17 protein-coding genes and 1 pseudogene are annotated in these 20095 nt (G+C 64.1%); 9 read left to right on the top strand and 9 right to left on the bottom strand.

Going from position 1 to position 20095, the window contains the following annotated elements; genetic code table 11:
- The first annotated feature begins 1 nt into the window (after position 1).
- Both F7R90_RS18080 and F7R90_RS20625 read left to right on the top strand, forming a co-directional pair.
- Positions 2-1132, top strand: coding sequence for a DUF58 domain-containing protein (locus F7R90_RS18080; protein ID WP_225741349.1), 1131 nt, complete (start codon positions 2-4; stop codon positions 1130-1132).
- The gene (locus F7R90_RS20625; RefSeq protein ID WP_192498508.1) at positions 1129-2814 is read left to right on the top strand and encodes a DUF7519 family protein; all 1686 of its coding nucleotides are present in this window, start codon (positions 1129-1131) and stop codon (positions 2812-2814) included. The genes F7R90_RS18080 and F7R90_RS20625 overlap by 4 nt, the downstream gene beginning before the upstream one ends.
- A gap of 23 nt (positions 2815-2837) precedes the next feature.
- Here F7R90_RS20625 and F7R90_RS20620 read toward each other — a convergent pair whose 3' ends face one another.
- A complete protein-coding gene (locus tag F7R90_RS20620; protein WP_158059437.1) occupies positions 2838-3794 on the bottom strand; it encodes an AAA family ATPase in 957 nt (318 codons plus the stop codon).
- Positions 3795-4072: 278 nt separating this feature from the next.
- On the opposite strand from F7R90_RS20620, the gene F7R90_RS20615 reads away from it, so the two are divergent.
- The gene (locus tag F7R90_RS20615; RefSeq protein ID WP_192498487.1) at positions 4073-5470 is read left to right on the top strand and encodes a PAS domain S-box protein; all 1398 of its coding nucleotides are present in this window, start codon (positions 4073-4075) and stop codon (positions 5468-5470) included.
- Positions 5471-5547: 77 nt separating this feature from the next.
- On the opposite strand, the gene F7R90_RS20610 is transcribed toward F7R90_RS20615, so the two are convergent.
- From F7R90_RS20610 to F7R90_RS20590, 5 genes are all read right to left on the bottom strand, one after another.
- Complete coding sequence (locus F7R90_RS20610; RefSeq protein ID WP_158059435.1) at positions 5548-6816, bottom strand: NosD domain-containing protein; 1269 nt, start codon at positions 6814-6816, stop codon at positions 5548-5550.
- 105 nt (positions 6817-6921) lie between these two features.
- A complete protein-coding gene (locus F7R90_RS20605) occupies positions 6922-8397 on the bottom strand; it encodes a DUF7519 family protein (protein ID WP_158059434.1) in 1476 nt (491 codons plus the stop codon).
- Entirely contained in the window at positions 8394-9821 is a 1428-nt protein-coding gene (locus tag F7R90_RS20600) for a DUF58 domain-containing protein (RefSeq protein ID WP_158059433.1), read from the bottom strand. Before F7R90_RS20600 ends, F7R90_RS20605 begins: the two co-directional genes overlap by 4 nt.
- Complete coding sequence (locus tag F7R90_RS20595; protein WP_158059432.1) at positions 9818-10738, bottom strand: DUF7269 family protein; 921 nt, start codon at positions 10736-10738, stop codon at positions 9818-9820. The genes F7R90_RS20600 and F7R90_RS20595 overlap by 4 nt, the downstream gene beginning before the upstream one ends.
- Positions 10735-11796 carry a DUF4129 domain-containing protein gene (locus tag F7R90_RS20590; protein WP_192498486.1) on the bottom strand — a complete coding sequence of 354 codons (1062 nt, stop codon included), beginning with the start codon at positions 11794-11796 and terminating at the stop codon, positions 10735-10737. The genes F7R90_RS20595 and F7R90_RS20590 overlap by 4 nt, the downstream gene beginning before the upstream one ends.
- Positions 11797-11872: 76 nt before the next feature.
- Between F7R90_RS20590 and F7R90_RS20585 the strand changes: the two genes are divergently transcribed.
- Positions 11873-12943 (top strand): M48 family metalloprotease, encoded by a 1071-nt coding sequence (locus tag F7R90_RS20585; RefSeq protein ID WP_158059430.1) that lies wholly within the window; start codon positions 11873-11875, stop codon positions 12941-12943.
- 275 nt (positions 12944-13218) lie between these two features.
- Here the strand turns inward: F7R90_RS20585 and F7R90_RS20580 are convergent.
- Together F7R90_RS20580 and F7R90_RS20575 are read right to left on the bottom strand one after the other, a co-directional pair.
- A pseudogene (locus F7R90_RS20580) lies at positions 13219-13705 on the bottom strand (halocyanin domain-containing protein); the annotation flags it as partial.
- Position 13706: 1 nt separating this feature from the next.
- Positions 13707-14852, bottom strand: a complete 1146-nt coding sequence (locus F7R90_RS20575) for a multicopper oxidase domain-containing protein (protein WP_158059429.1) — start codon at positions 14850-14852, stop codon at positions 13707-13709.
- A gap of 171 nt (positions 14853-15023) precedes the next feature.
- On the opposite strand from F7R90_RS20575, the gene F7R90_RS20570 reads away from it, so the two are divergent.
- From F7R90_RS20570 to F7R90_RS20560, 3 genes are all read left to right on the top strand, one after another.
- Positions 15024-15401: a winged helix-turn-helix domain-containing protein gene (locus F7R90_RS20570; protein ID WP_158059428.1), complete on the top strand. Its 378-nt coding sequence runs from the start codon at positions 15024-15026 to the stop codon at positions 15399-15401.
- Positions 15398-15676, top strand: coding sequence for a DUF7521 family protein (locus tag F7R90_RS20565; RefSeq protein ID WP_158059427.1), 279 nt, complete (start codon positions 15398-15400; stop codon positions 15674-15676). Before F7R90_RS20570 ends, F7R90_RS20565 begins: the two co-directional genes overlap by 4 nt.
- Before the next feature lie 86 nt (positions 15677-15762).
- The gene (locus tag F7R90_RS20560; RefSeq protein WP_158059426.1) at positions 15763-16176 is read left to right on the top strand and encodes a DUF7344 domain-containing protein; all 414 of its coding nucleotides are present in this window, start codon (positions 15763-15765) and stop codon (positions 16174-16176) included.
- Between the two features lie 274 nt (positions 16177-16450).
- Here the strand turns inward: F7R90_RS20560 and F7R90_RS20555 are convergent, their stop codons facing one another.
- Positions 16451-16921: a type IV pilin gene (locus tag F7R90_RS20555; RefSeq protein ID WP_158059425.1), complete on the bottom strand. Its 471-nt coding sequence runs from the start codon at positions 16919-16921 to the stop codon at positions 16451-16453.
- 329 nt (positions 16922-17250) lie between these two features.
- Between F7R90_RS20555 and F7R90_RS20550 the strand changes: the two genes are divergently transcribed.
- Positions 17251-19035, top strand: a complete 1785-nt coding sequence (locus F7R90_RS20550; RefSeq protein WP_158059424.1) for an ABC transporter substrate-binding protein — start codon at positions 17251-17253, stop codon at positions 19033-19035.
- Positions 19036-19304: 269 nt separating this feature from the next.
- Positions 19305-20090 (top strand): helix-turn-helix transcriptional regulator, encoded by a 786-nt coding sequence (locus F7R90_RS20545; protein ID WP_192498485.1) that lies wholly within the window; start codon positions 19305-19307, stop codon positions 20088-20090.
- The last annotated feature ends 5 nt before the right edge of the window (positions 20091-20095 follow it).

Raw genomic sequence — 20095 nt, 5'->3', positions numbered from 1 at the left:
GGTGACGCTCGAAGTCGAGAACACGGGCGACCGCACGCTGTTCGACTTCCGAGTAATCGACGGCGTCCCCGACGAACTGCGCGTGGTCGATGGCTCACCGCGCGGTGCCTTCGCGCTCCGCTCCGGCGAGACGCGCACGCTGACCTACGAAGTCGCGGCCAAGCGCGGCGACCACGAGTTCTCGGACCCGGTTGTCAGACTCCGGACGCTGACGGGGACGCGCAGACACACCCCGACGGTCGAACCAACCGGCGAGACGACGCTGTCCTGTTCGCAGGCCGTCACCGACGCTCCCGTCGAGCGTGCTTCGCACTTCCGCGTCGGCACGCGACCGACCGAGAGCGGTGGCGAGGGCGTCCAGTTCCACTCGACGCGGGAGTATCAACCGGGCGACCCAATCGCCCGCCTCGACTGGCGTCGGTACGCCAAGACGGGGAAACTGACGACCGTGCAGTTCCACGAGGAGCGCGCCACACAAGCCGTGGTCGTCGTGGACGTTCGGCCGGTTACGCGAGTCGTCCCGAAACCGGGCTACCCCGACGGCGCGGAACTCTCGACGTACGCCGCCGAACGTCTCTACGAGGCGCTCGTCGGCGCGAACGTCGCCACCGGCCTGACCGCCCTCGGCGTCGGCGACGACGAAGTCGTCGGTGCCGACGGCCTGCCGTGGGTCGCGCCGGAGGGCGAGACCGGCACCGCGGTGAACGCCAGACTGCTGTTCGACGCCGTGCGTGACTCGGCGGCGGAAACGACCGAGCCCGCGGGCGAGACCACCGCGGCCGACAGTCCGGTCGCGACTCCCGACGGTGGAACCGAAGTTTCGGACGAGACGACCGAAGCACTGCTCGCGCGCCTGCCGAAAGACGCCCACGTCGTCCTCGTCTCGCCGTTGCTCGACGAGTGGCCCGTGTCGTTCGCGCGCTCGCTGGCTACTCGCAACCACGACCTGCTCGTCCTTTCGCCCGCCGTCGCGCGCGAGGGGTCGCCCGGCCAGACCGTCGCCGCGGTCCACCGCGACCTGCGGCTCTGGGACGCCGAGTTAGCGGGGGCGACGACCGTGGACTGGGACGTAGAGGACCCGCTCGGACTGGCACTCGACCGCTCGCTGCGCACGCTACTCTCGAATCAATGACGCTCGAAACTACCGACCCCGACGACCGGCAGGGGACCACGACGGACGGACAGCCACCAGCCACAAACTGGGAAGCGACTCGCGCGAGTACCGCGCTAGCACTGCTGGCGACGCTCTGTACGGTCGGCCTCTTGGCAGTTACGCTCGGTGTCACCGTCGTCAAAGGACTGGCCGCCAGCGTCGCGGGTGCGCTCTGCTTCGCTGGCGTCTGCTGGTTGCTCACGTGGGACCGCTGGCAGGTTCCGGCGACAGTCGCCGCGAGCGCGCTCGTGGTTCCGGCCGGTGCCGCAGCAGCGGTGGGCGTCGGCTACGTCCTGCTCGTGGAGTTCGCTTCGTCGTTCCCGGCCTCGACTTCGACGCGCGTCGTCGGACAAACGTTGCGCATCCTGAGCGTGGCGATGGTCACGCTCGGCACGACTGCGGCCGTCTTCGGTGCGGCCGCCGTCCCGCGGAACTTCGTGACCCGCGAGTCGCTCGAAGACGGCTTCCAACTGGTGAGTCGCACCGCAATACTCCCCATCGGCTTCGCAGTGTTGACTCTCGGTTACGCGCTCGTCACCAACTTCGGCTCTGGACTCGGCGGCCCCGTCGGCGACCTGCTGGACTCGTTCGTCTCGGGGATGACTGACTGGTTCTTGGCGACAGATTCGGCCTCACAACCACGATTCCTCTCGTTCTGGCTCGTCGCAACTGTCTCGGTCTGGGCTCTCTCGCGCGCACTCGTCGCACTCCCGACCCGAGAACTCACGGCCGGTCGCTCGATTGCAGACGTGGAGGCCGAGGTCGTCTGGCAGCGCCTCGAAGAGACGTGTTCGAATCTCGCGGCCGCTGGCTTCGTCGGCCTGCCGCTCGTCTTCCTGCTCGACATTGCGGTCCCAGAAGCGGTGGTTCGCGGGACGCTTCCCGGAGTTCTGTACGACGTGCTCGTCGCCATCACCGGTGCGGCCCCGCTTCGATACGTGCTCCTCACAACTGCGCTCCTCGCGGGCGTCTCCGTCGTCGCGACGAAACTTCTCCGCTCGTCGGTGCAGACCGACGTCCGGACCGTCATGGTCGGCTACGCGCCGTTTCTCGGCGGACTCGGCATCGTGGCCGCAGTCCTCACAGTCCACGGCCCGGTGCTGGACGCGCTCGTAGACTTCGTCGCGGGTCGGCTCAGTTCCCCGATATCCGGCAACTTCAGAAGACTCGCGGCGAACGTCGAGACGTTCTACGGCTCACACGCCATCGTCCTCGGTATCACTGCTGGCGTCCTCGTCGTCGCAGCGACAGCGGTCCTCGCGCTCTGGTTGGTGTTCCGACTCGGCTTCGTCCGGGACCGCGTCTCCGGCCCGTCGATAGCGAGCGGCGGACTGTTCGTCGCCGTCGCGTTCGCCGGGACGCTCCGGATTCCGCTCGCCGTCTTCCTCGTCGGCTTGCTCGCCAGTCTGTTCGTCTGGGACGCGGGCGAGTTCGGGGTCACGCTCGGTAAGGAAATCGGCCGTCGCGCCGACACTCGGCAGGTCGAACTGCTCCACGCTGGCGGCGTATTGAGTGTCGGCGTACTCGCGGCACTCTCGACTGGTGTGCTCGCGACGCTTCTCGGTGACTTCGCCGGAAGCGGTGGCTCGCCGACGCAACTCTCGGTCGCACTTCCGGGTGCAGTCGTCGCAATCGTGTTACTCGTGATGGCGCTCAGGTAGCACGAGGGAGCAGCGAGAAATTTCTACGGTGACGCGACGGCGGGCACGTCCACGCCTGCGACCACGTCGTCCACGATGTCGCCCAGTTCGACGCCGCGGACGGCGGCCTCGTCGGTGGGGACGAGGCGATGCTCGAACACCGGCCGGACGATACCCTTCACGTCGTCGGGGACGACGTACTCGCGGCCGGAGACGACTGCCTTGGCACGTGACGCCTCGAACAGTCGTTGGATGCCACGCGGTGAGATGCCGACGTCGATTCGGTCGTCTTCTCGCGTGGCGCGACCCAACTCGACCACGTAGTCTCGAATCTTGTCGTCCACGCGAACGTGTTCGAGGACGCTTTGGAGGGAGACGACCACGTCGCGGTCCACGACTGCGGAGACGCTGGGGGACTTCGCGGTGCGGTTGGCGCGCTGGTCGATGAGTTTTCGCTCGCCAGCGTAGTCGGGGTAGCCCATCGTCGTCTTGACGATGAAGCGGTCGCGCTGGGCTTCCGGCAACCCGAAGGTACCCTCCTGTTCGACGGGGTTCTGCGTGGCGATGACGAAGAACGGGTCGGGCAACTCGTGGGTCACGCCGTCCACCGTGACCTGCCCTTCGCCCATCGCTTCGAGGAGCGCGGCCTGCGTTTTTGGGGGCGCGCGATTGATTTCGTCGGCCAGCACGACGTTTGCGAAGACGGGACCGGGGGAGAAGTCGAAGTCGCCGCTGCCCTCGTTGTAGACGTTCGACCCGGTGATGTCCGCTGGAAGCAGGTCGGGCGTGAACTGAATCCGCTTGAAGGATAGTCCGAGCGCGTTGGCGAAGCTCTGGGCGGTCAGCGTCTTGCCGGTGCCGGGCACGTCTTCCAGCAGGACGTGGCCCCGAGCGAGAACGCCGGTGAGGACGGTTTCGAGGAAGTCTCTGTCGGCGATGACTGCGTCGCCGACCGCGTCGAGGACGCGATTGCAGTGGTTCGTCGCCGTCGATTGGTCCATGTTCGTGTCGTCTCAGTGGGGCGTAAAGAACGTTCGGCATCGCTCTGTGAGAGTGCGGGCCGGTACCGGACAGGCGTAGAACTCTCGCCAGAAATCCAGAATCGTGGCCAGAATAGGTTGGGAATTTGACTTATAGGCTGTTACTAAAAAGATAAAAGCATATTATTCCTCGCTCTATTTATACGACAATGAGTTATTTGTCCCATTTATTTAAAAGGGTGGGTGGACGACGATTTATTCTATCACTCGGTGTCTTCTACCTCGGTATCGCAGTCGGGATGCCACTCGTGAAGCCACTACTGGACCGTACGTCTGGAGAGGTACTGATAATCTCTATCTTGGTGGGCGGTCCCGGACTCGCTCTCGTCTATGCGGGCTATCGGCTCCCCCAAATGGATATCCGTCCCGAACTGTACTCCAGAATGGCTCGGTGGTGCTTGGGCGGTATCGGAGTGATGCTGGCTATCATCCTGTTCGTCAAACTCGCGGCAGGTCTCAACGACGAACTCGCAAACTTTCTCATTCTCCCGGCCCTCGGTAGTCTCGCCGGTCTCGGCATGGGATATCACGATGCCAAGGCGAGAACCCGTGCGCGCAACGCCGAGGAGAAACAGCGAGAAGCGGAACGCTACAGTCACGAACTCGAACGGTACGAGCGAATCGTCGAGACGGTCAACGACGGCATCTTCGTCGTGAACGAAGACGACGTGTTCACGCTCGTGAACGAAGCCTACACTAAACTCGTCGGGTACGACCGCGAGGCGATACTCGACTCGAACATATCGCTCGTGTTGGAAGAGGCTGCCAAGTCTACCGACGAGATTCAACACGAACTGCTGACCGAGGATTCCAACGTGGGAACGACCGAGGACTCTGACGTGGGAACGTACGAGGGGACGCTGAAGTCCGCGTCCGGAGAACGAATCGAAGTCGAAGCGACCTTCGCGCTCCTCCCGGCCGAGCAGGGTGATAGCTACGACCGAGTCGGCGTCGTCCGCGATGTCAGCGAGCGCAACGAACGCGAACAGCGACTCGAACGACAGAACGAGCGACTCGATAGCTTCGCCAGCATGCTCGCACACGAACTCCGGAACCCCACCGCTATCGGCCAGATTTACGCCAAACAGCTTCCGGAGGAGGCGTCTCCGGAGGCCGTCGAGTACGTCACGGAGGCGTTCGACCGCATCGAGGACATGGTGGACGTCATGCTGGTCGTGGCGAGAGGTCACGAAGCGGTCTCTACGGGTACCACAGTGCAACTCGCAGACGCGTCCCAAGCCGCGTGGGAGGAGGTGGACGCGCCCGATGCGACACTCGAACTCGAACTCGACGGCGAGATAGAGGCGGACGAGACGTACATCCAGCATCTGTTCAGAAACCTGTTCGAAAACTCGGTCGAACACGGGTCCGAGTCGGTCACCATCACGGTCGGTGAACTCCCGACTGGCTTCTACGTGGCCGACGACGGAACCGGTATTTCGTCCGAACACCGTAACGCTGTGTTCGAACCGGGATTCACGACTGCGGCCGGGCAGGGCGGGACCGGATTAGGACTGGCGTTCGTCCGCGAACTCACCGAGGTGTACGAGTGGACGTGCACCGTCACGGAGAGCACTAGTGGTGGAGCGCGCTTCGAGTTCCGGGACGTGGCGACGATGCAGGAACTACCAGAGTAGTTCGGTGTGATTTCACTCCTTCGGCAGGCGGAGACTGGACGGCCGAACGTATTTTCCCGACGTTCGATACCCGGCTGTTACCGTGTCGAAACCGCGGACGGACGTCGCGATGGAACGCCGACGAGCAGGAAATCGACTTCGTGGTCGATTCGGTGGCCCTCCACAGAGACGGCGTTCCTTCCCGAGCTCAGCCGCTGTTCTCCCGTTGTGCGCGAGCAGTCGTCGTCCCGACATTCCAGCACGCGAAGCGACTCTTCCTCGACTTTGGCCTCTCGAACTGCAGCATCGCTGTACTGGACTGTGAGCCAGAGACGACTGTCGCTGCCGTAAGGAGTTACCGTCACCGGGTCTGTCACCGGTCTCCACTCGTTGGCATTCGAGTCGCTGGCGTCGTCGGACTCGTCCCGCTCCGACGTGTCTGACGTCCCGGTGAGCAACAGGTCGTCACCGGAGAGCGAGACAGTCGTCCCGGCGAGGGAGAGGTTTCGAACCGTCTCTCGGGCAGAGTTCCGGAGCGCGAGGTCACGCGACGTGTAGCGTCGGGGGACTCGGCCACTCATCGTGGTCGTCGTGACGCCTGCGTTGTCCAACCGACTCTCCGAAATCCGCGTCTGTCGAGTGTTCCTGACGGTGACGCCGACCGCCGAACTCTCGGTTATCGTCGCGCCGATGACGTGGACGCGAGTCGTGTCGAACAGCGCGACGCCGACGTGGTTGCTTCTTCCGGACGAGTTCGTGATAGCGACGTCAGTAGAGTCGATTACGGAGAAGCCAATCGAAGCTTGCGTCTCTACGACTGTCTTCCGGACGGCAACTCGTCGCGAGTGGACGACTGAAATTCCGACGAAGCCGTTCGAGATAGTCGAGTCGGCGACCGTCACGTCCGAGGAGTTCTCCACCGTGACGCCCTCGACCGTTCGTGAAGTCCGGACGCCTTCGACAGTAGTTTCGCTGGCGTTCACCACGGAGACCCCGTACACCCAGTTCCGAACCTCGATATTTCGGACCGTGACGTTCGAGCGCGTCCGATGCGCGCCGACAACGACGGCGGTCGAACTGTCCCTGAGCGACCGGCCGTCTATCGCGTGGCCTGCGCCGTCCAACTCGACGTCGTCTGCTCGAATGTCGATGCACGACTCGCGAGTCCGGGTCGCCACGTCCCGCGACAGTTCGTACGTGCCGGGCGACGTAATCGTCGTGCAAGCGTCGATACTGGTCGGCGAAGGGGACGCGTTCGACATACTCGGGGTGCTCACGCCGACGCCACTGACGCCGACTGCGACTGCCGCGGCAGTAAGAACTACCACGCCGACCACGACGACGAGTCGCCACCCAGAGATGGACATGCTCTGACCGTCCACGACTCGCCGGGAGTAGTTATCTGAAGCAGACTTTAGAAACTCGCGCGACCTGTCACGTTTGGCGTCAGAAAAGAACGTCAGGTGGAGTGGCTACTCCTTGATGAGCGCCACGAACGCCACCACGGCGACCAGCACTAACACGAGCGCCAGTCGAGCGCGCCACGCCGGAACCGCCGCGGTCGAAATCGGGCCGAGGACGTAGGCACTGACAGTCGCCAACACGATGCCGACCGCCGCGACGGCCAGTCCGCCCACGGTATGGGCGACCTCGCCGGTTCTGGTCTCGGCCACGCGTCCGATTTGGGACCCGAGTTCCGCGGCGTTGCCGCCGAGGTCGTGGACGACCAGCGCGCCAGCGACCGTCGCGAAGACGACCAGCGGGGCCGCGCCGGTTTCGGCGGCGACGAGTGCCGCGACGAACAGCAGGGCCGCACCGACCGCGAAACCGCCCGCGGCGTCGGTCGTCACCCACGGGCCGATAACGCGGAACACCACCGTTCGCAGGATGGCGACCGCGAACAGCGTGGTCGCGACGACGCCGAGCAGGGTGGCGCTCGTGCCGAGCGACGCGACCGTCTGGCTCCAACCTGCCCGCGAGAGCGTCTCCGTGACCGGCCCCGCGAAGGGTGCGAGTGCGAGGACGCCCGCAATCGGGACGACCACGATGCCGCCCGTCGCGTGGGCGAGCGTTCGCGGGGGACTCGACCCCGCCCAGCCGACGAACAGCCACTGAATCATTCGGGCGACGAGGACGACGAGGAGTCCGAGCAGGACTGTGGCGACCGGGAGATGTAGCACGCCCGAGCGCAACAGCCACTGCACCGCGTCGCCCATCGGTCCCAGCACGCCGAGGAACCCGGCGAACCAGCGCGGCCCCCACGTCGTCATCGCGAGCACGAACTGCCCGCCGAGGAACGCCCAGTAGATTCGCGGGACGTTCTCGACGCGGAGGTCGATGCGTTCGAGCATCGCCTCGCGAACGTCGCTGTCTGCGGGGAGCCAGCGGTCCAGCACCGGCACCGCCCAGAACAGCAACTCGCCGATGGCGAGTATCTCGACCTGCAACGCGACGAGTCGCGCGAGGTCGTGGGTCGTCGCAATCTCGACGATGCCGGTCGTCAGCAGGCCCGCGCTCGTGGTGAATACGTTCGCGTGCAGGCCCACCGCGAGGACTGCACCCACCGCCAGCACGGTCGCCGAGCGCCACGTCGTCTGTCGGACGGGCTTGGCGACTGCCTCGTCCAAATCGACGGTGGCGTTGACGACCACTGCCGTGACTGCGAGGCCGACCAGCACCGCGACCGCCTCGCCGAATAGCGCGGCGACGGCGAACGCGACGGTGCCGACGACGAGGCCGAGACTCCCGGCCGCGCGTCGGTCGTTCGACTCGCGCTGGAGCGCACGGACGCCGAGCGCGACCAGTACGGCCCCGGCGAGGACGCCGAGGACGCTGGCCGTCGTGTCGGTGGCGACGCCGAGTCCGAGACCGACGAGTACGGCGACGAGTGCCGCGACGGTCGAACTGAATCGGGTCGCGCCGCGTTCGAAGTTGTTCGCGGTACTCATTGGGACCACCCCGCGGTGGCCGCGGCGATGGCCGTACGAATCGGTTCGTCCGGTGACCAGTCTATCGTGCGAACGCCGCCACCGCGAACGGCGGAGAGTCGCTCCTCGCGGTCCAGTCGCTCGACGGTGCCACCGGTCGTATCACCCGTCACGTTGGGACTGACGACGGTGACGGGGTGGCCGTACGCTTCGAATCGCTCGACCATGTCCACTGCGCCCTCGTCCAACATCGGCGAGAGGTAGACGATTTGGGCCGCGTCGGGCAGTCGCTTGCGGAGCGTCTCGAACCGCTGTCGGTTCGCGCGCGTCCGGCGTCGGTCGCTGAACAGACCGACCGACTGTTCTCTCGGTTCCGGCGTCTCTCGGAGCATCGCCCGAATGCGAGCGGCCTGTTCGGTGCCGCCCGACGGTTCGAGATACTCCTCGGTCGGGCCGAACAGCGCGAGTCCGACGCGGTTGTTCTGCTGAAGCAGTGCGTCCGAGAGTCGTTCGGCGGCGTACGCGCCTAGTTCCACGGCGTCCGGTTCGCCGTCTTTTCGGGTGACGTGGGCCAGCGTCCGAACGTCCACGACGACGACCACAGTCGCCGCCCGCGTCTCGCGGAATTCGACGGTCGTCATCTCGCCCGTTCTGGCGACGCGCTTCCAATCGACGCGCGAGAGGGGGTCGCCGGGTCGGTACTCCCGAGTCGCGTAGAACTCCACGCCCTCGCCGCCCGAGTCGGTCGTTATGTGGCCCGGATACGACGAGGTGCGGGAGGGAAGGGGAACTTCTTCGGCGCGCGTCTCGCAGGTGATGGTGGAGTGTTCGATGTCCATGTCGGTGTCGCGTGCGTCTCGTTCGTCGCGCTGTTCGGACGCGCCGCTCAGGTTCTTGGCGACGAGCGTCGTCTTGCCGAATCGATGTTCGCCGCGCCGCGCAGTGAGCGCGTAGTCGAACGTCTCGCTCTCGCCGGGGCGCAGACTCGTCGCGTGGCGCGGCGACCCCGAGGCGACTTCGAGTTGGTCGGGGACACCGTCCACGACGCGGAGGTCGGCCAGCGTTCGCTCGCTCTCGTTGGTCACGGTCACCGAGACGTTCACGTCGCTACTCGGAACCGGCGTGTGGTCGTCCACGGTTCGGGTGACGCTCACGTCGAGGTCCGGCGAGCGAGAGCCGTACTGGTAGGCGGCGTACGCGAAGCCGACCACCGACGAGAGGAAGATGGCGGGATTCTGGAGGAGAACTCCAGCGGCCCCAGTGAGCAGGGCGACGGTGAGACCTGCGTTCCAGCGCGGGCCGGAGTCGAGGACGCCGCTGTCGTCTCTGTCGCCGTCTCCGTGCGGGTCGTTTCGGCTGTACGACGCCGACGCGCCAAACACGAGCAGGTAGAGCGCCGCGACGGTGACGCCGCCGACCAGTACCGCGACGACTTCACCGCTCATTGGCTCCCCTCCAAGTCGTCGGCGAGCAGCTGTTGCTGTAGTGCTTTGTCGCCGTCGGGGTCGTCTCGCTCTCGGTTCAGTTCGTCGTCTATTTGCTGATTCCCGCTCTTGGATTGGGTCGCTCGCATCTCCGGCGTGAGTGGGGGTTCGTCTCCCAACTGCTCCGAGCGAGACTCCGTAGCGTCGCGCTCGGATTCTGCGGAGTCGTTCGCGGACGAGTCGCTCGTCCCGTCCGACTTGTTGTAAATCTCACCTAAATCTTCGCCAGCTATCGGCACGCTCTCGTCGTCGTCGGCGAACAGCCCCGTGTGCTGGGGCCGTCGGCGACTCTCGATGTCGGTGGTGGCGAGTCGCTCCATCTCCGCGACGGCGTGGCGGGCCTGCCGCTCGAACGCTTCGCCGCTGGCCCAGTCTCGAATTCGCGCGCGAAGCGGAACGTCGGCGACGCCGCGCTCGGCGAAGAAGGCGGCCGCTCGTGGGTCGTCGGTCCACGACCCGTCGTTGAGTCGCCCGTTCGCTTCGCCGCCGCTACAGTCTTGTGCGTTGGCGACCACCGAGACGGCCGTCTTTCGGATGCGACTGCGGGCTTCGTTTCGTGGACCAGCCATCACTTCTTCTTCGTCTAGCACGGAGTCTACGTCCGCGCCTGCGGTCCGATGTTCGTCGTAGTAGGCGCGCTCCGGTAGCTTCTGCGGCGTCCAGAGGTCTGCTTCGTCGGTGTCGCCGACGCCCTGCTTGAACGACCAGAGGCCGAGCAGGCCCGCGACGGCACCGACCAGTAGTACGGTCCCTTGCCCCGTCAGCCCTGCAAGTGGTCGCAGGAGGGCGGCCACGCTCGGCACGAACGCGACGCCAAGCGCGAGCAGTAGGGACACGGTACCGACCAGCGCGAGGTTCCTATCGCGCAGGAGGTTCATTCGTCGTCACCGTCCCAGTAGCGCTTGATGCGGTCGAGCGCCGACCGCGCCCTCGGGGTCCTGTCGTCTCTGGACCGGCGGCCGTATCGAACTTCTTGGAACACGTCCGTCAGTTTCCGAACTGCCTCGTCGGGGTAGCCACGTTCGACCGCGGCGCGGGCGAACTCTTCTGGCGTCCGCGCTCGTCGGTTACGCACGAACACGCGGTCGGCCATGGTCTCCCACGCCTCCTCGATGGTCGGCGGGCGGGTCTCCTCCGGTTCCGGACTGTCGGGCGACGAGTCGGAACTGGACCGACTCCCGCTCGAAGAGTCGCGGCCGATGCTCGGCATGCTCATGCCCGAGAAGATACTCGACGCTCCCGAGAATCCGGAGAGCGCGCGCGGCACGGCGGTGAACGCCGCGACGAGACCGCCTGCGCTCGCGCTGGCGATTTTCCCGATAGCACTGCCGGTGCCGGAAAGCACCATGGCGAGGCCCTTGCCGACTTCGCTCGTCAGGTTGGCGGTGTCGTCGAGCAACTGCGGCATCGACGACGAGAAGCCGACGATGAACGTCATCGTCCGCTCGGGGAGGCCACCGACGAGGTCGCCGAGCGGTACCCCGCGAATCGTGATGGTGAACGGGAAGGCTCCGCTGGCGCTCGCAGTGGCGAGGGTTCCGCGAAGGAAGCCGACCCCGACGAGTCCGAGAAAGAGGACGCCGAAGAGGAGGAAGAACGTCTTCACGCCCTCGCCGTCGAACCCGCCGTCGTCGTAATCACTATCGGAGGCGGCAGTCGTAGTCCGTTCGGTAGTCGTTGCTGTAGTCGTCGTGCCGTCCGTCGTCTCACCGGTGTCCGTCGTCGAAGTGTCGGCCGTCGATTCGGTCGTCGTCGAGAAATCCACGGTCGTCGTCGGACCGACGGTCGCCTCTCCGTCGGGCGCGCCGGTCCCGCTGTCGCTCCACACTCCGGCCGGATAGGCTCCGAAACCACTAGCGGGGAAGAGGGAAGCGGCTAACAGGACCGCGAACACACAGAGGGTCGCGAGGGCGGCGTGGCGGCGGTTGTGTCCCACGGGAGAAAACGTAAACCTTTCAGTCAAATATATCTTCCTCCTTCTCCAATGAAGAAGCGAACGGTCCCTGCCCCCAATGACCCGAGATACTGACCTCACCGCACGCATCGCCGCGACGCTCGCGGTCGTGCTGGCGCTGGACGCCCTCTTCGTGGCCACGCTCGCCTCGCTCCTGCGACCGTGGTTCGCGCCAGTAATTCCCGAGTCGGCCTCGCTCGTCGGCCTGCTCGCGTTGCTCGTGCCCGCGACGGCCGCCGTCGCGTGGGCACAACTGCGCTACACCCGCAAAGAGACGCTCGCCGAGACTGACGCCGAAGTAGTCGATTCGACTGAGTATCCCGACCTGCACGCGCGACTCGGTCGCCTCGCCCAATCGGCCGACCTCGCGGTGCCGACGCTCGCCGTCGCCGACACCGACGTGCCGAACTGCTTCACCGTCGGCGGCGTCTCCGAGGCCACGGTCGTAGTCTCGACGGGACTGCTCGACACGCTTTCGGGCGACGAGTTAGACGCCGTGTTGGCCCACGAACTCGCACACGTTCGCAATCGAGACGCCAGCGTGATGACGCTAGCGACGTTCCTCCCCGCGCTGGCGAGCAAGGAGTACTCGCTGTTCTCCGTCGGGTCGTCAGCGCTCAAATCGGTCGGTCTCGTCGTCGCCAGTATTCTCGGCTACGCGGCCAGCACGACGATGATCGGCGTGGAACCGTTCACGTTCGCGTCGGTACTCGCGTTCGCAGGGTTCGTCGGCTTCTCGGTGCTGTTCGGTGGTGTGGCGCTCGGCGCGCTGGCGACGCCGGTCGTCTATCTGAGCGCGACGCTCTCGCGGGACCGGGAGTTCGTCGCCGACCGTGCTGGCGCACTCATCACCGGCAAGCCCGCCGCGATGGCGAGCGCGCTCGAACAGTTGGACGAGGCCGCGCCCGCGCGGCCGGACTCGGACGCACGAGTCGGCGGCGTGCGCGAACTGTGTTTCATGCCCCACGGCCTCTCCGGGGAGGACGAAGACCCCGAGGGCGCGACGGTGCCGCTCTCTGTCGAGACGCACCCGCCGACCGAGGAGCGAATCGCTCGCCTGCGCGACCTTGCGGCAGAGTCGAACCCGTACGAGCAACCCAGAAAAAGTCGGCACGTCGAAACGTCGTAGTCGGGAGCCGATTCGTTCGCTTTCTCTCTCGCCGTCTCGTCCGCTCGCTGTTTCTCGTCCGCTCGGTATCTTTTGTTCCCAATTCTGCGCTCACCGCTTGCTAGCGCCTTCGACCATTCCCGGCGAGTGAGTCGTCTCGCGCTTGCCGCGACTGCGACCGTAGAGGAACGCCCCGAACACCAGCGGCGAGAGCAGGGAGAGCAGGATGCTTCCGCCGACTGCGGTCGTCTCGGGGGTCAGCGTCATGCCGTCGCCGCTCGCTCCGACTCCGACTGCCGCGTCGCCGACGACGAGCGCGCCTCGCATTCCCATCGGGTCGTGCGGCTGGCAGGCGTACTTGACGACGCCCTCCGACTCGACGGTGTGTTCGAAGGTGTGTCCCTTCTCGCCTGTCATCTCGCTCTCGAAGGAGCCGTCCGCGGCGACGACGTTGTGACTGCCGCCCTCGCCGGTCCACTCCCAGACGACTGTCGTGCCGGGGTCAACGCGGACGGCCGCCGGGCCGAATCCGAACGCACCGCCGTTCGCGTCTGAGCCGACGCTGATGGTAACTTCGTCGTTGCCGGTCTCGTCCACGACGCCGTCGTAGTTCGTGGTCTTCTCGAACCACGCGTCGAGGTCTGCTCCTTCGCTGGCGCTCGCTCGTCCGGTCGCGGCGGGTGTGGCCGCGACAGTTGCGGCCACGCCGACGCCTGCCGTCCCACGGAGGAAGCCCCGACGGGTGGTCTGCGACGCGCGTCGCATCGTGTCGGCTTCGCTCATCTCAGTTCCCTCCTTCGTAGCCCGCGTACTCCATCAGTTTGGCGAAGATGTCGGTGTCCATCGCCGACTCGTAGACGACGGCGCTGAGCATCCCGCCCGGGTAACTCCGGCCGTTCATGACGTGATTGACCTTGTGGCAGTGCATCAGGTAGATGCCGGGGTCAGCGTCCGCTTCGAACTCGATAGTGTGTCGCTCGGCGGGTCCGAGGTTCGTCACGTCCTCGTCGTGGCGCGCCGCCTCGGGGATATTTCCGCCGTCTTTCTCGATCAACTGGAAGCGGTGGTTGTGGATGTGCATCGGGTGGGACATGTAGCCCGCGTTGACCAAGTGAACCCGAATCGTCTCGCCTTGCTTGACGATGATTGGCGACCCGTCTTCGGGGTGGAGCGTGCGCGGGGCAGACTTCCCGTTGATGGTGAACACGTCGCAGTTCCGCTGGCGCGGGTTGTAGTTCGCCTTCTCGCCAGCCATCATCCGCGAGAGCGACGAGTCCCAGTCCTTCAACGTCATGAAGTACTCGCGGTCTGCGGGTTCGTACCCCTTCGGGTCCACGCGGAAGATGCCGTACATCCCCATCTCCATGTGGCGCGGCGTCTGGAAGTGGCAGTGGTACAAGTGCGTGCCGGGCACGTTCGCCGGAATCGTGTAGGTGTGTTTCTCGCCGGGGTTGACCGTGATACCGGTCGTCGTCGGCACGCCGTCGTTCTCCCACGTCTTGCGTGCGCCGTGGAAGTGGAGCGTGTGGGGCATGTCGCTCTGCGTGTTGTCCAGCGTCACTTCCATGTCCTCGCCCTCCGTCGTGCGGAGGATGGGACCGGGAACGCTCGGTTCACCGTCGTCTGCTTGGAAGGCCCAGACGCGCGGCAGTTCGACGGGACCGCCCATCGAATCGCCGGGGTGGACGGCCTGCTTCGCTTCGCGTGCGCTCAGTGTGACCTTCCCGCCCTGCTCGTCCACGTTGACGATTTCGGGCGGACTCGTGTACGGAACGTCGGCGTTGCTCTGCATGGCTTTCTGCTGGTTCGATTGGGGTTCCTGTCCGCTCGGTGCCGTACAGCCTGCGGTCGCTGCGAGGCCGCCAGCACCAGTGGCTTTCAGAAAGTCGCGTCGGGACGGTCCGTCTCCGGGGGCACCGATTTGGCTCATGGTTACATGCTGACCTTCACACCCCTACTTAAAAGCAGGCGGCGGTGATTCTCACCAGCTGAGTTTCGTTCTCAACTCCTGAGAAATAGTGCGTCACAGTGACACGCAACCAGCAACTCTGCTCGGCCGAGTCGAACGAATTATGTGTCGAGTCACGAAACAGTCGAACGAATGGTGCGCGACCCGGCGGGTACGGCGAACGCCCCCGACTTGCAGGCGGTTCTCGACGCGCTCGACGACCCAGACTGCCGGGCAATCGTGCGGCAACTAGACGAACCCATGACAGCGAGCGAACTCTCGGACGCGACCGACGTGCCACTCTCGACGGTCTACCGGAAACTCGACCTGCTCAGCGACGCGTCGCTGGTGACGGAACTGACTGAGGTCCGTAGCGACGGTCACCACACGACGCGGTACGGGCTCGACTTCGAGGAGGTGTCGGTCGAACTCACCGAGGAGCGAACTCTCTCGGTCGCTATCGAGCGACCGCCGGAATCGACCGACGAACGACTCGCCGACATGTGGTCGGAGGTTCGAAAGGAAACATGATAGACGGAATCACCACGCTGGTAATCGTTCTGAAGACCACCTCGTTACTGCTCGGCGGTCTCATCACCTACTTCGCGTTCAAGGCCTACCGGCGCACTGGGTCGCCTGCGCTCCGCGCACTGTCGATTGGCTTCGCCGTCGTCACGCTCGGGGCGTTTCTGGCGGGTATCGCCGACCAAGCCATCGGACTCGACCGGAATCTGGTGCTGGTCATCGAGAGCGCGCTCACTGCGATTGGGTTTGCCGTGATTACGTACTCGCTGTACGTGGACTGAGAAACGGAACGCACGTACTGCTGACGGGCCGAACCTAAACAGTTAGGCACCACGATTTACTTTATGGATATTAAAGGTACGATCAGATGTCTGACGATGATTTCCCGGAAGACAAAGGGGAATTAAGGGGTGTGGTAGAGAACGATTCTTCGATAGTAGATCGTTCTCCAAGCGTTACTGCCGACCTCAATACCGTCTTTAGCCTGCTGAGTAACGAACACTGTCGCTATCTTCTTTACTACTTGGTCACGAAGGAAGGGGAAGTCGCGGAAATCGATGACGCTGTGAAAGGCGTAAGCAAGTACAAAGCGGCAGGAGAAGAAACTGACAAGCAGGTCAACCGAGAGAAAGTCCGAATCGAACTCCATCACTCCTTGTTGCCTAAACTGAGGGATGCAGAAGTAATTGATTACGACCAGCGGCACGGAACCATTCGGTTCACAGGCGATTCTGCACTTGTCGAATGGGTTGACCATGCTCAACACGAGGAAGTCGAATAAGCAAATTGCGCCACGTATCGAGCAAAACCACAGAATCAGTTACGGGACGTAGTCCGAACGTAGAAACCTATCACCCGGTAGGTGCGGCCGAATCCCGAAATGGTCCTCCTGAGCGGAGCGATGTGACGTGGACGAGCGAACACGGCGAGCGAGTCGGTTGGGAAGATTCGTGGCCCCTGCTGTCCGGTCTCTCGTACGTCGAGTGTGAGCAGGAACCTTCTCGGAGTATCCTCAGTACAGAAGCCGTGGAAATAGAGGTTCACCGTCCCCTACCCTATATTCTGGCCGTCTGTTCCGACAGCACGACCGACTCCCCGCCTTTCCGAGCGACCACCGTCACCGTCACTTCGTCGCCGTCCGAGACCGTGGGGTGGTTCCACGTCACTACTTTGGACTGACTCACTCGCACGCCGTCCTCGTCCACGACCACCTTGTCGCCCACCGCGTTCAGCGTCACCGTCCTGCTCTCGTCGCCGACCAGAATCTTCACCCACAGTTGCTCGGCGTCGGCGTTGGCCACCCACGTCACGGACACCCTGTCTTCGCCGGGGTCGTGGTCCACCGTCGCGGTTGCGAAGGCGACCTGCTGGCTCTGCGCCAGCGAGAACATCCCCGCGCCTGCTGTCGTCGCCAGTAGCACGGTCACGGCGACGAGCAACACTGCTCCGATAGTCGGAGACGTGGCGCGGTCGTCTCGTAGTGGCTCTCTCTCCCGCAGTCGCTCGATGAGGTTCGATGGTCCCATGCGGTATTTTCCGACGAAAACGGCACCGAGTGGTTTTGTTATGCACCGGATGTATCTCCGCAGGCGCGTGCTGTTCTCACCACCGACCGAGACTGCGAACTGTCAGGGAACGCGTACTCGACCAGTCCAGTCGCTGAAACTCTATTGGGTAGCGTCTACCTGGGGTACAGTACCGTTCCGTGGCCGACCTTCCGAGCGGTTTCGACTGATTTCGTTTGATTCGCACACGTTCGTCCAAACACGTGTTCCGTCGTGTGGTTTTACTAAACTGCTAATCCTTCATTAATATTGATTAATTACATAAGCCACCTCGTTGTCCACTCGTCTGCATGTCCGAGAAATCCAACATGTCACGTCGGTCCTTCCTGAAAGCAACCGGCGGGACCGCGGCGGCTGTCGCACTCACAGGCACTGGAGCGGCACAAGACACGACCACGCAGGACGGGGACGGGGGTGGCGGCGGTACGCTGAACCTCATCAATCGGTCGATGACGACGATGGACCCCATCAAGGCGACCGACACCGCGTCTGGGACCGTCATCCAGCAGGTGTTCGACGCGCTGATGAACTATCCGTTCGGCGACGTCGAGGTAAAGAACCTGCTCGCTAGTCAGTTCAACACGTCCGACGACTTCCGAACGTACACGTTCAACATCAAGGAGAACGCGACGTTCCACAACGGCAAAGACGTCACTGCGCAGGACTTCGTCTACTCGTGGGAGCGACTGGCGGCCTCCGACGAGTCCCGACGGAGCTACTTCATCCTCGACTCCATCGGCGTCCAACACGAGACGATGCAACAGGACGGCGAGGAAGTGTATCGACCGGGGACGCTCGGTGTCAACGCCGTAGACGACAAGACGCTGGAGATGAGGCTCGAACAGCCATTCCACGCGACACTCCCGATGCTCGCCTACACGGCGTTCGCCGCCCTCCCGGAGGGCATCGTCGGCGACATCGAAGGATACGACGGCCAGATGCCGTACAACCAGTTCGCGACGAGCAATCCCATCGGCGCGGGACCGTTCCAGTTCGAGCGGTGGCAGAGCAACACGGAAGCCCAAGTCTCGCGGTACGACGACTACCACGGGAACGCCGCCAACGTCGAAGCCATCAACTGGGCCATCATCGAGGACGCCAACGCCCACTGGACGTACGCGATGAACCAGAACGCCGATTACTTCTCCATTCCGACGAACTTCTACGACCCGTCCAAGTTGACCGTCGAGAACACGGACCAACAGGGTCGGGAGACCGGGACGTACGGACCGGTTCGCAACGGCGAGACACTGAACTACCTCGGCGTGCCGACCATCAACGCGTTCTACGTCGGCTTCAACACGGCCGCCGTGGACAAGCCGATTCGACAGGCGGCCGCGTACGCGATGAACCAGCAGGCCGTCATCGAACAAATCTTCAAGGGTCGCGGCGAGGCGAGCTATCACTTCACGCCGCCGTCCATCTATCCGGGTGGGCCGGAGGCGTACAACCAGCACGCACAGCAGAACTACCCGTACGGCTACAACGAGACGCAACTCGACCAAGCGCGACAGGTGATGCAAGACGCTGGCTTCGGTCCGAACAACCGGGCAAGTTTCACGTTCACCGTCTACCAGTCGTCGCCGACGTGGGAGGAAGTCGCTATCCTCCTGCGCGACCAACTCCAGAGCGCCTTCATCGACGTCAACGTCGAGAGCGCGCCGTTCTCGACGCTCCTCGAACGGGGCCGGAACGGCAACCTGCAGGCGTACTCGCTGGGGTGGATCATGGACTGGCCCGCGCCAGACAACTTCCTGCAACTGCTGAACCCACCGCAGACCGACACCTCGCAGGACGCACCCATCTCGTACGTCAACTGGTCCGGCACCGAGGCGGCCAATCAGGCGACCAGCGCGTGGGAACAGATTCAGAACAATCCCGCACCGACCGACCAAGCCGAACAAGCCCGCAACGAGGCGTACGTCCAGATCGAGGAGGCAAACTGGGAGGACGTCTGTTTCCTGCCGACGTACCACCGCATCGACCAGCGGTTCTGGTACGACACGGTCAACCCGCCGCAGTTCGGCGCGGCCGGACCGAGCAGGCAGATGTTCAACACGACGGACGTCGAATAGCGCGGTAGAGCGGTTCGACTCTCGACTTTTTTGTTGGCGCCACTTCGAGAGGGAGGGGTAAGCTCCCTTGGGTTTCGACAATGGTATGGCCGGTGTCAGTCGCACACAACTGGCGTAGCTACACCAGCAATCGGTGATTTCGACGTTCGGTCCTTTATTTTACTCACTGAGCAGTAACTCGAACGATGGCTTTTGCAATAAATATTTTTGGGACACTTATATTGCTTGTAGTATATAGGTTCTTAGTTCGAGAGAACTATCACTACGACATGCGCCCTCCGCTCGCCGACCTCCAGAAGTGGTTGCAGACGCGGAGCCACTTCCTCCACTATCTTCGGACGCCACGCCAGAAGTCCGAGTTGGGACGGGAACTCGACGAGTCGCGTTCGACGATAGACCGCGCGCTCCGCGAACTCGAACGGGCCGGGTTCGTCGAACGGACCCGAGACGGCTATCGGACGACGCTCGTCGGCAAACTCGCTCTCGCGGAGTACGACCGGTACAGCGAGCGCCTGCTCGGACTGGCCGAACTACGAACCGCACTCGCCGACCTCCCGCCGGACACTCCGCTCGACGCCGCGTTGCTCGAAGACGCCTCGGTCTCGGTCCCGACCCAGCACAGTCCACAGGAACCAGTCAGCAAACTGGAGTCCATCCTCTCGGACGTGACCGACGCTCGCGTGTTCGCGTCGGCGATAATCCCGCGCTACGTCGATATCTACGGTCGGCGACTTCGGGCGGGGATGGACGCGACGTTCTTGTTTGCGACGGAAGTCACCGAGTGGTTACTGGAGCGACGTTCCGAGGAGTTCCGTTCGCTTCTTCAGGTCCCCGGCGTCACTGTTGGGGAAGTCTCCGAGACGCTTCCGTTCAGTCTCGTACTCTTCGAACACGCCGATTCCGACGGCACGCCAACGGAATCGGTCGGCGTGATGCTGTACGACGACGGTGCTATCCTCGGGTTCGTCCACAACGACACCGCTCCGGCGGTCGCGTGGGGCGAGTCGCTGTTCGCGCGACTTCGTGCCGGGGCGGAGTCACTCGGTACGGAGTAGAATCG

It is taken from the genome of Halorussus halophilus (assembly GCF_008831545.1).
Classification (GTDB): Archaea; Halobacteriota; Halobacteria; order Halobacteriales; family Haladaptataceae; genus Halorussus; species Halorussus halophilus.
The sequence above is the reverse complement of the archived record's forward strand: the minus strand, read 5'-3'. Positions and strand labels throughout refer to the sequence as shown.

Excerpts from the sequence above, each read along its gene's own strand:
- F7R90_RS20625 (WP_192498508.1), top strand. The coding sequence starts at position 1,129 with ATGACGCTCGAAACTACCGACCCCGACGACCGGCAGGGGACCACGACG.
- F7R90_RS20620 (WP_158059437.1), bottom strand. The coding sequence starts at position 3,794 with ATGGACCAATCGACGGCGACGAACCACTGCAATCGCGTCCTCGACGCG.
- F7R90_RS20615 (WP_192498487.1), top strand. The coding sequence starts at position 4,073 with ATGCCACTCGTGAAGCCACTACTGGACCGTACGTCTGGAGAGGTACTG.
- F7R90_RS20610 (WP_158059435.1), bottom strand. The coding sequence starts at position 6,816 with ATGTCCATCTCTGGGTGGCGACTCGTCGTCGTGGTCGGCGTGGTAGTT.
- F7R90_RS20605 (WP_158059434.1), bottom strand. The coding sequence starts at position 8,397 with ATGAGTACCGCGAACAACTTCGAACGCGGCGCGACCCGATTCAGTTCG.
- F7R90_RS20600 (WP_158059433.1), bottom strand. The coding sequence starts at position 9,821 with ATGAGCGGTGAAGTCGTCGCGGTACTGGTCGGCGGCGTCACCGTCGCG.
- F7R90_RS20595 (WP_158059432.1), bottom strand. The coding sequence starts at position 10,738 with ATGAACCTCCTGCGCGATAGGAACCTCGCGCTGGTCGGTACCGTGTCC.
- F7R90_RS20585 (WP_158059430.1), top strand. The coding sequence starts at position 11,873 with ATGACCCGAGATACTGACCTCACCGCACGCATCGCCGCGACGCTCGCG.
- F7R90_RS20575 (WP_158059429.1), bottom strand. The coding sequence starts at position 14,852 with ATGAGCCAAATCGGTGCCCCCGGAGACGGACCGTCCCGACGCGACTTT.
- F7R90_RS20570 (WP_158059428.1), top strand. The coding sequence starts at position 15,024 with ATGGTGCGCGACCCGGCGGGTACGGCGAACGCCCCCGACTTGCAGGCG.
- F7R90_RS20565 (WP_158059427.1), top strand. The coding sequence starts at position 15,398 with ATGATAGACGGAATCACCACGCTGGTAATCGTTCTGAAGACCACCTCG.
- F7R90_RS20560 (WP_158059426.1), top strand. The coding sequence starts at position 15,763 with ATGTCTGACGATGATTTCCCGGAAGACAAAGGGGAATTAAGGGGTGTG.
- F7R90_RS20555 (WP_158059425.1), bottom strand. The coding sequence starts at position 16,921 with ATGGGACCATCGAACCTCATCGAGCGACTGCGGGAGAGAGAGCCACTA.
- F7R90_RS20550 (WP_158059424.1), top strand. The coding sequence starts at position 17,251 with ATGTCCGAGAAATCCAACATGTCACGTCGGTCCTTCCTGAAAGCAACC.
- F7R90_RS20545 (WP_192498485.1), top strand. The coding sequence starts at position 19,305 with ATGCGCCCTCCGCTCGCCGACCTCCAGAAGTGGTTGCAGACGCGGAGC.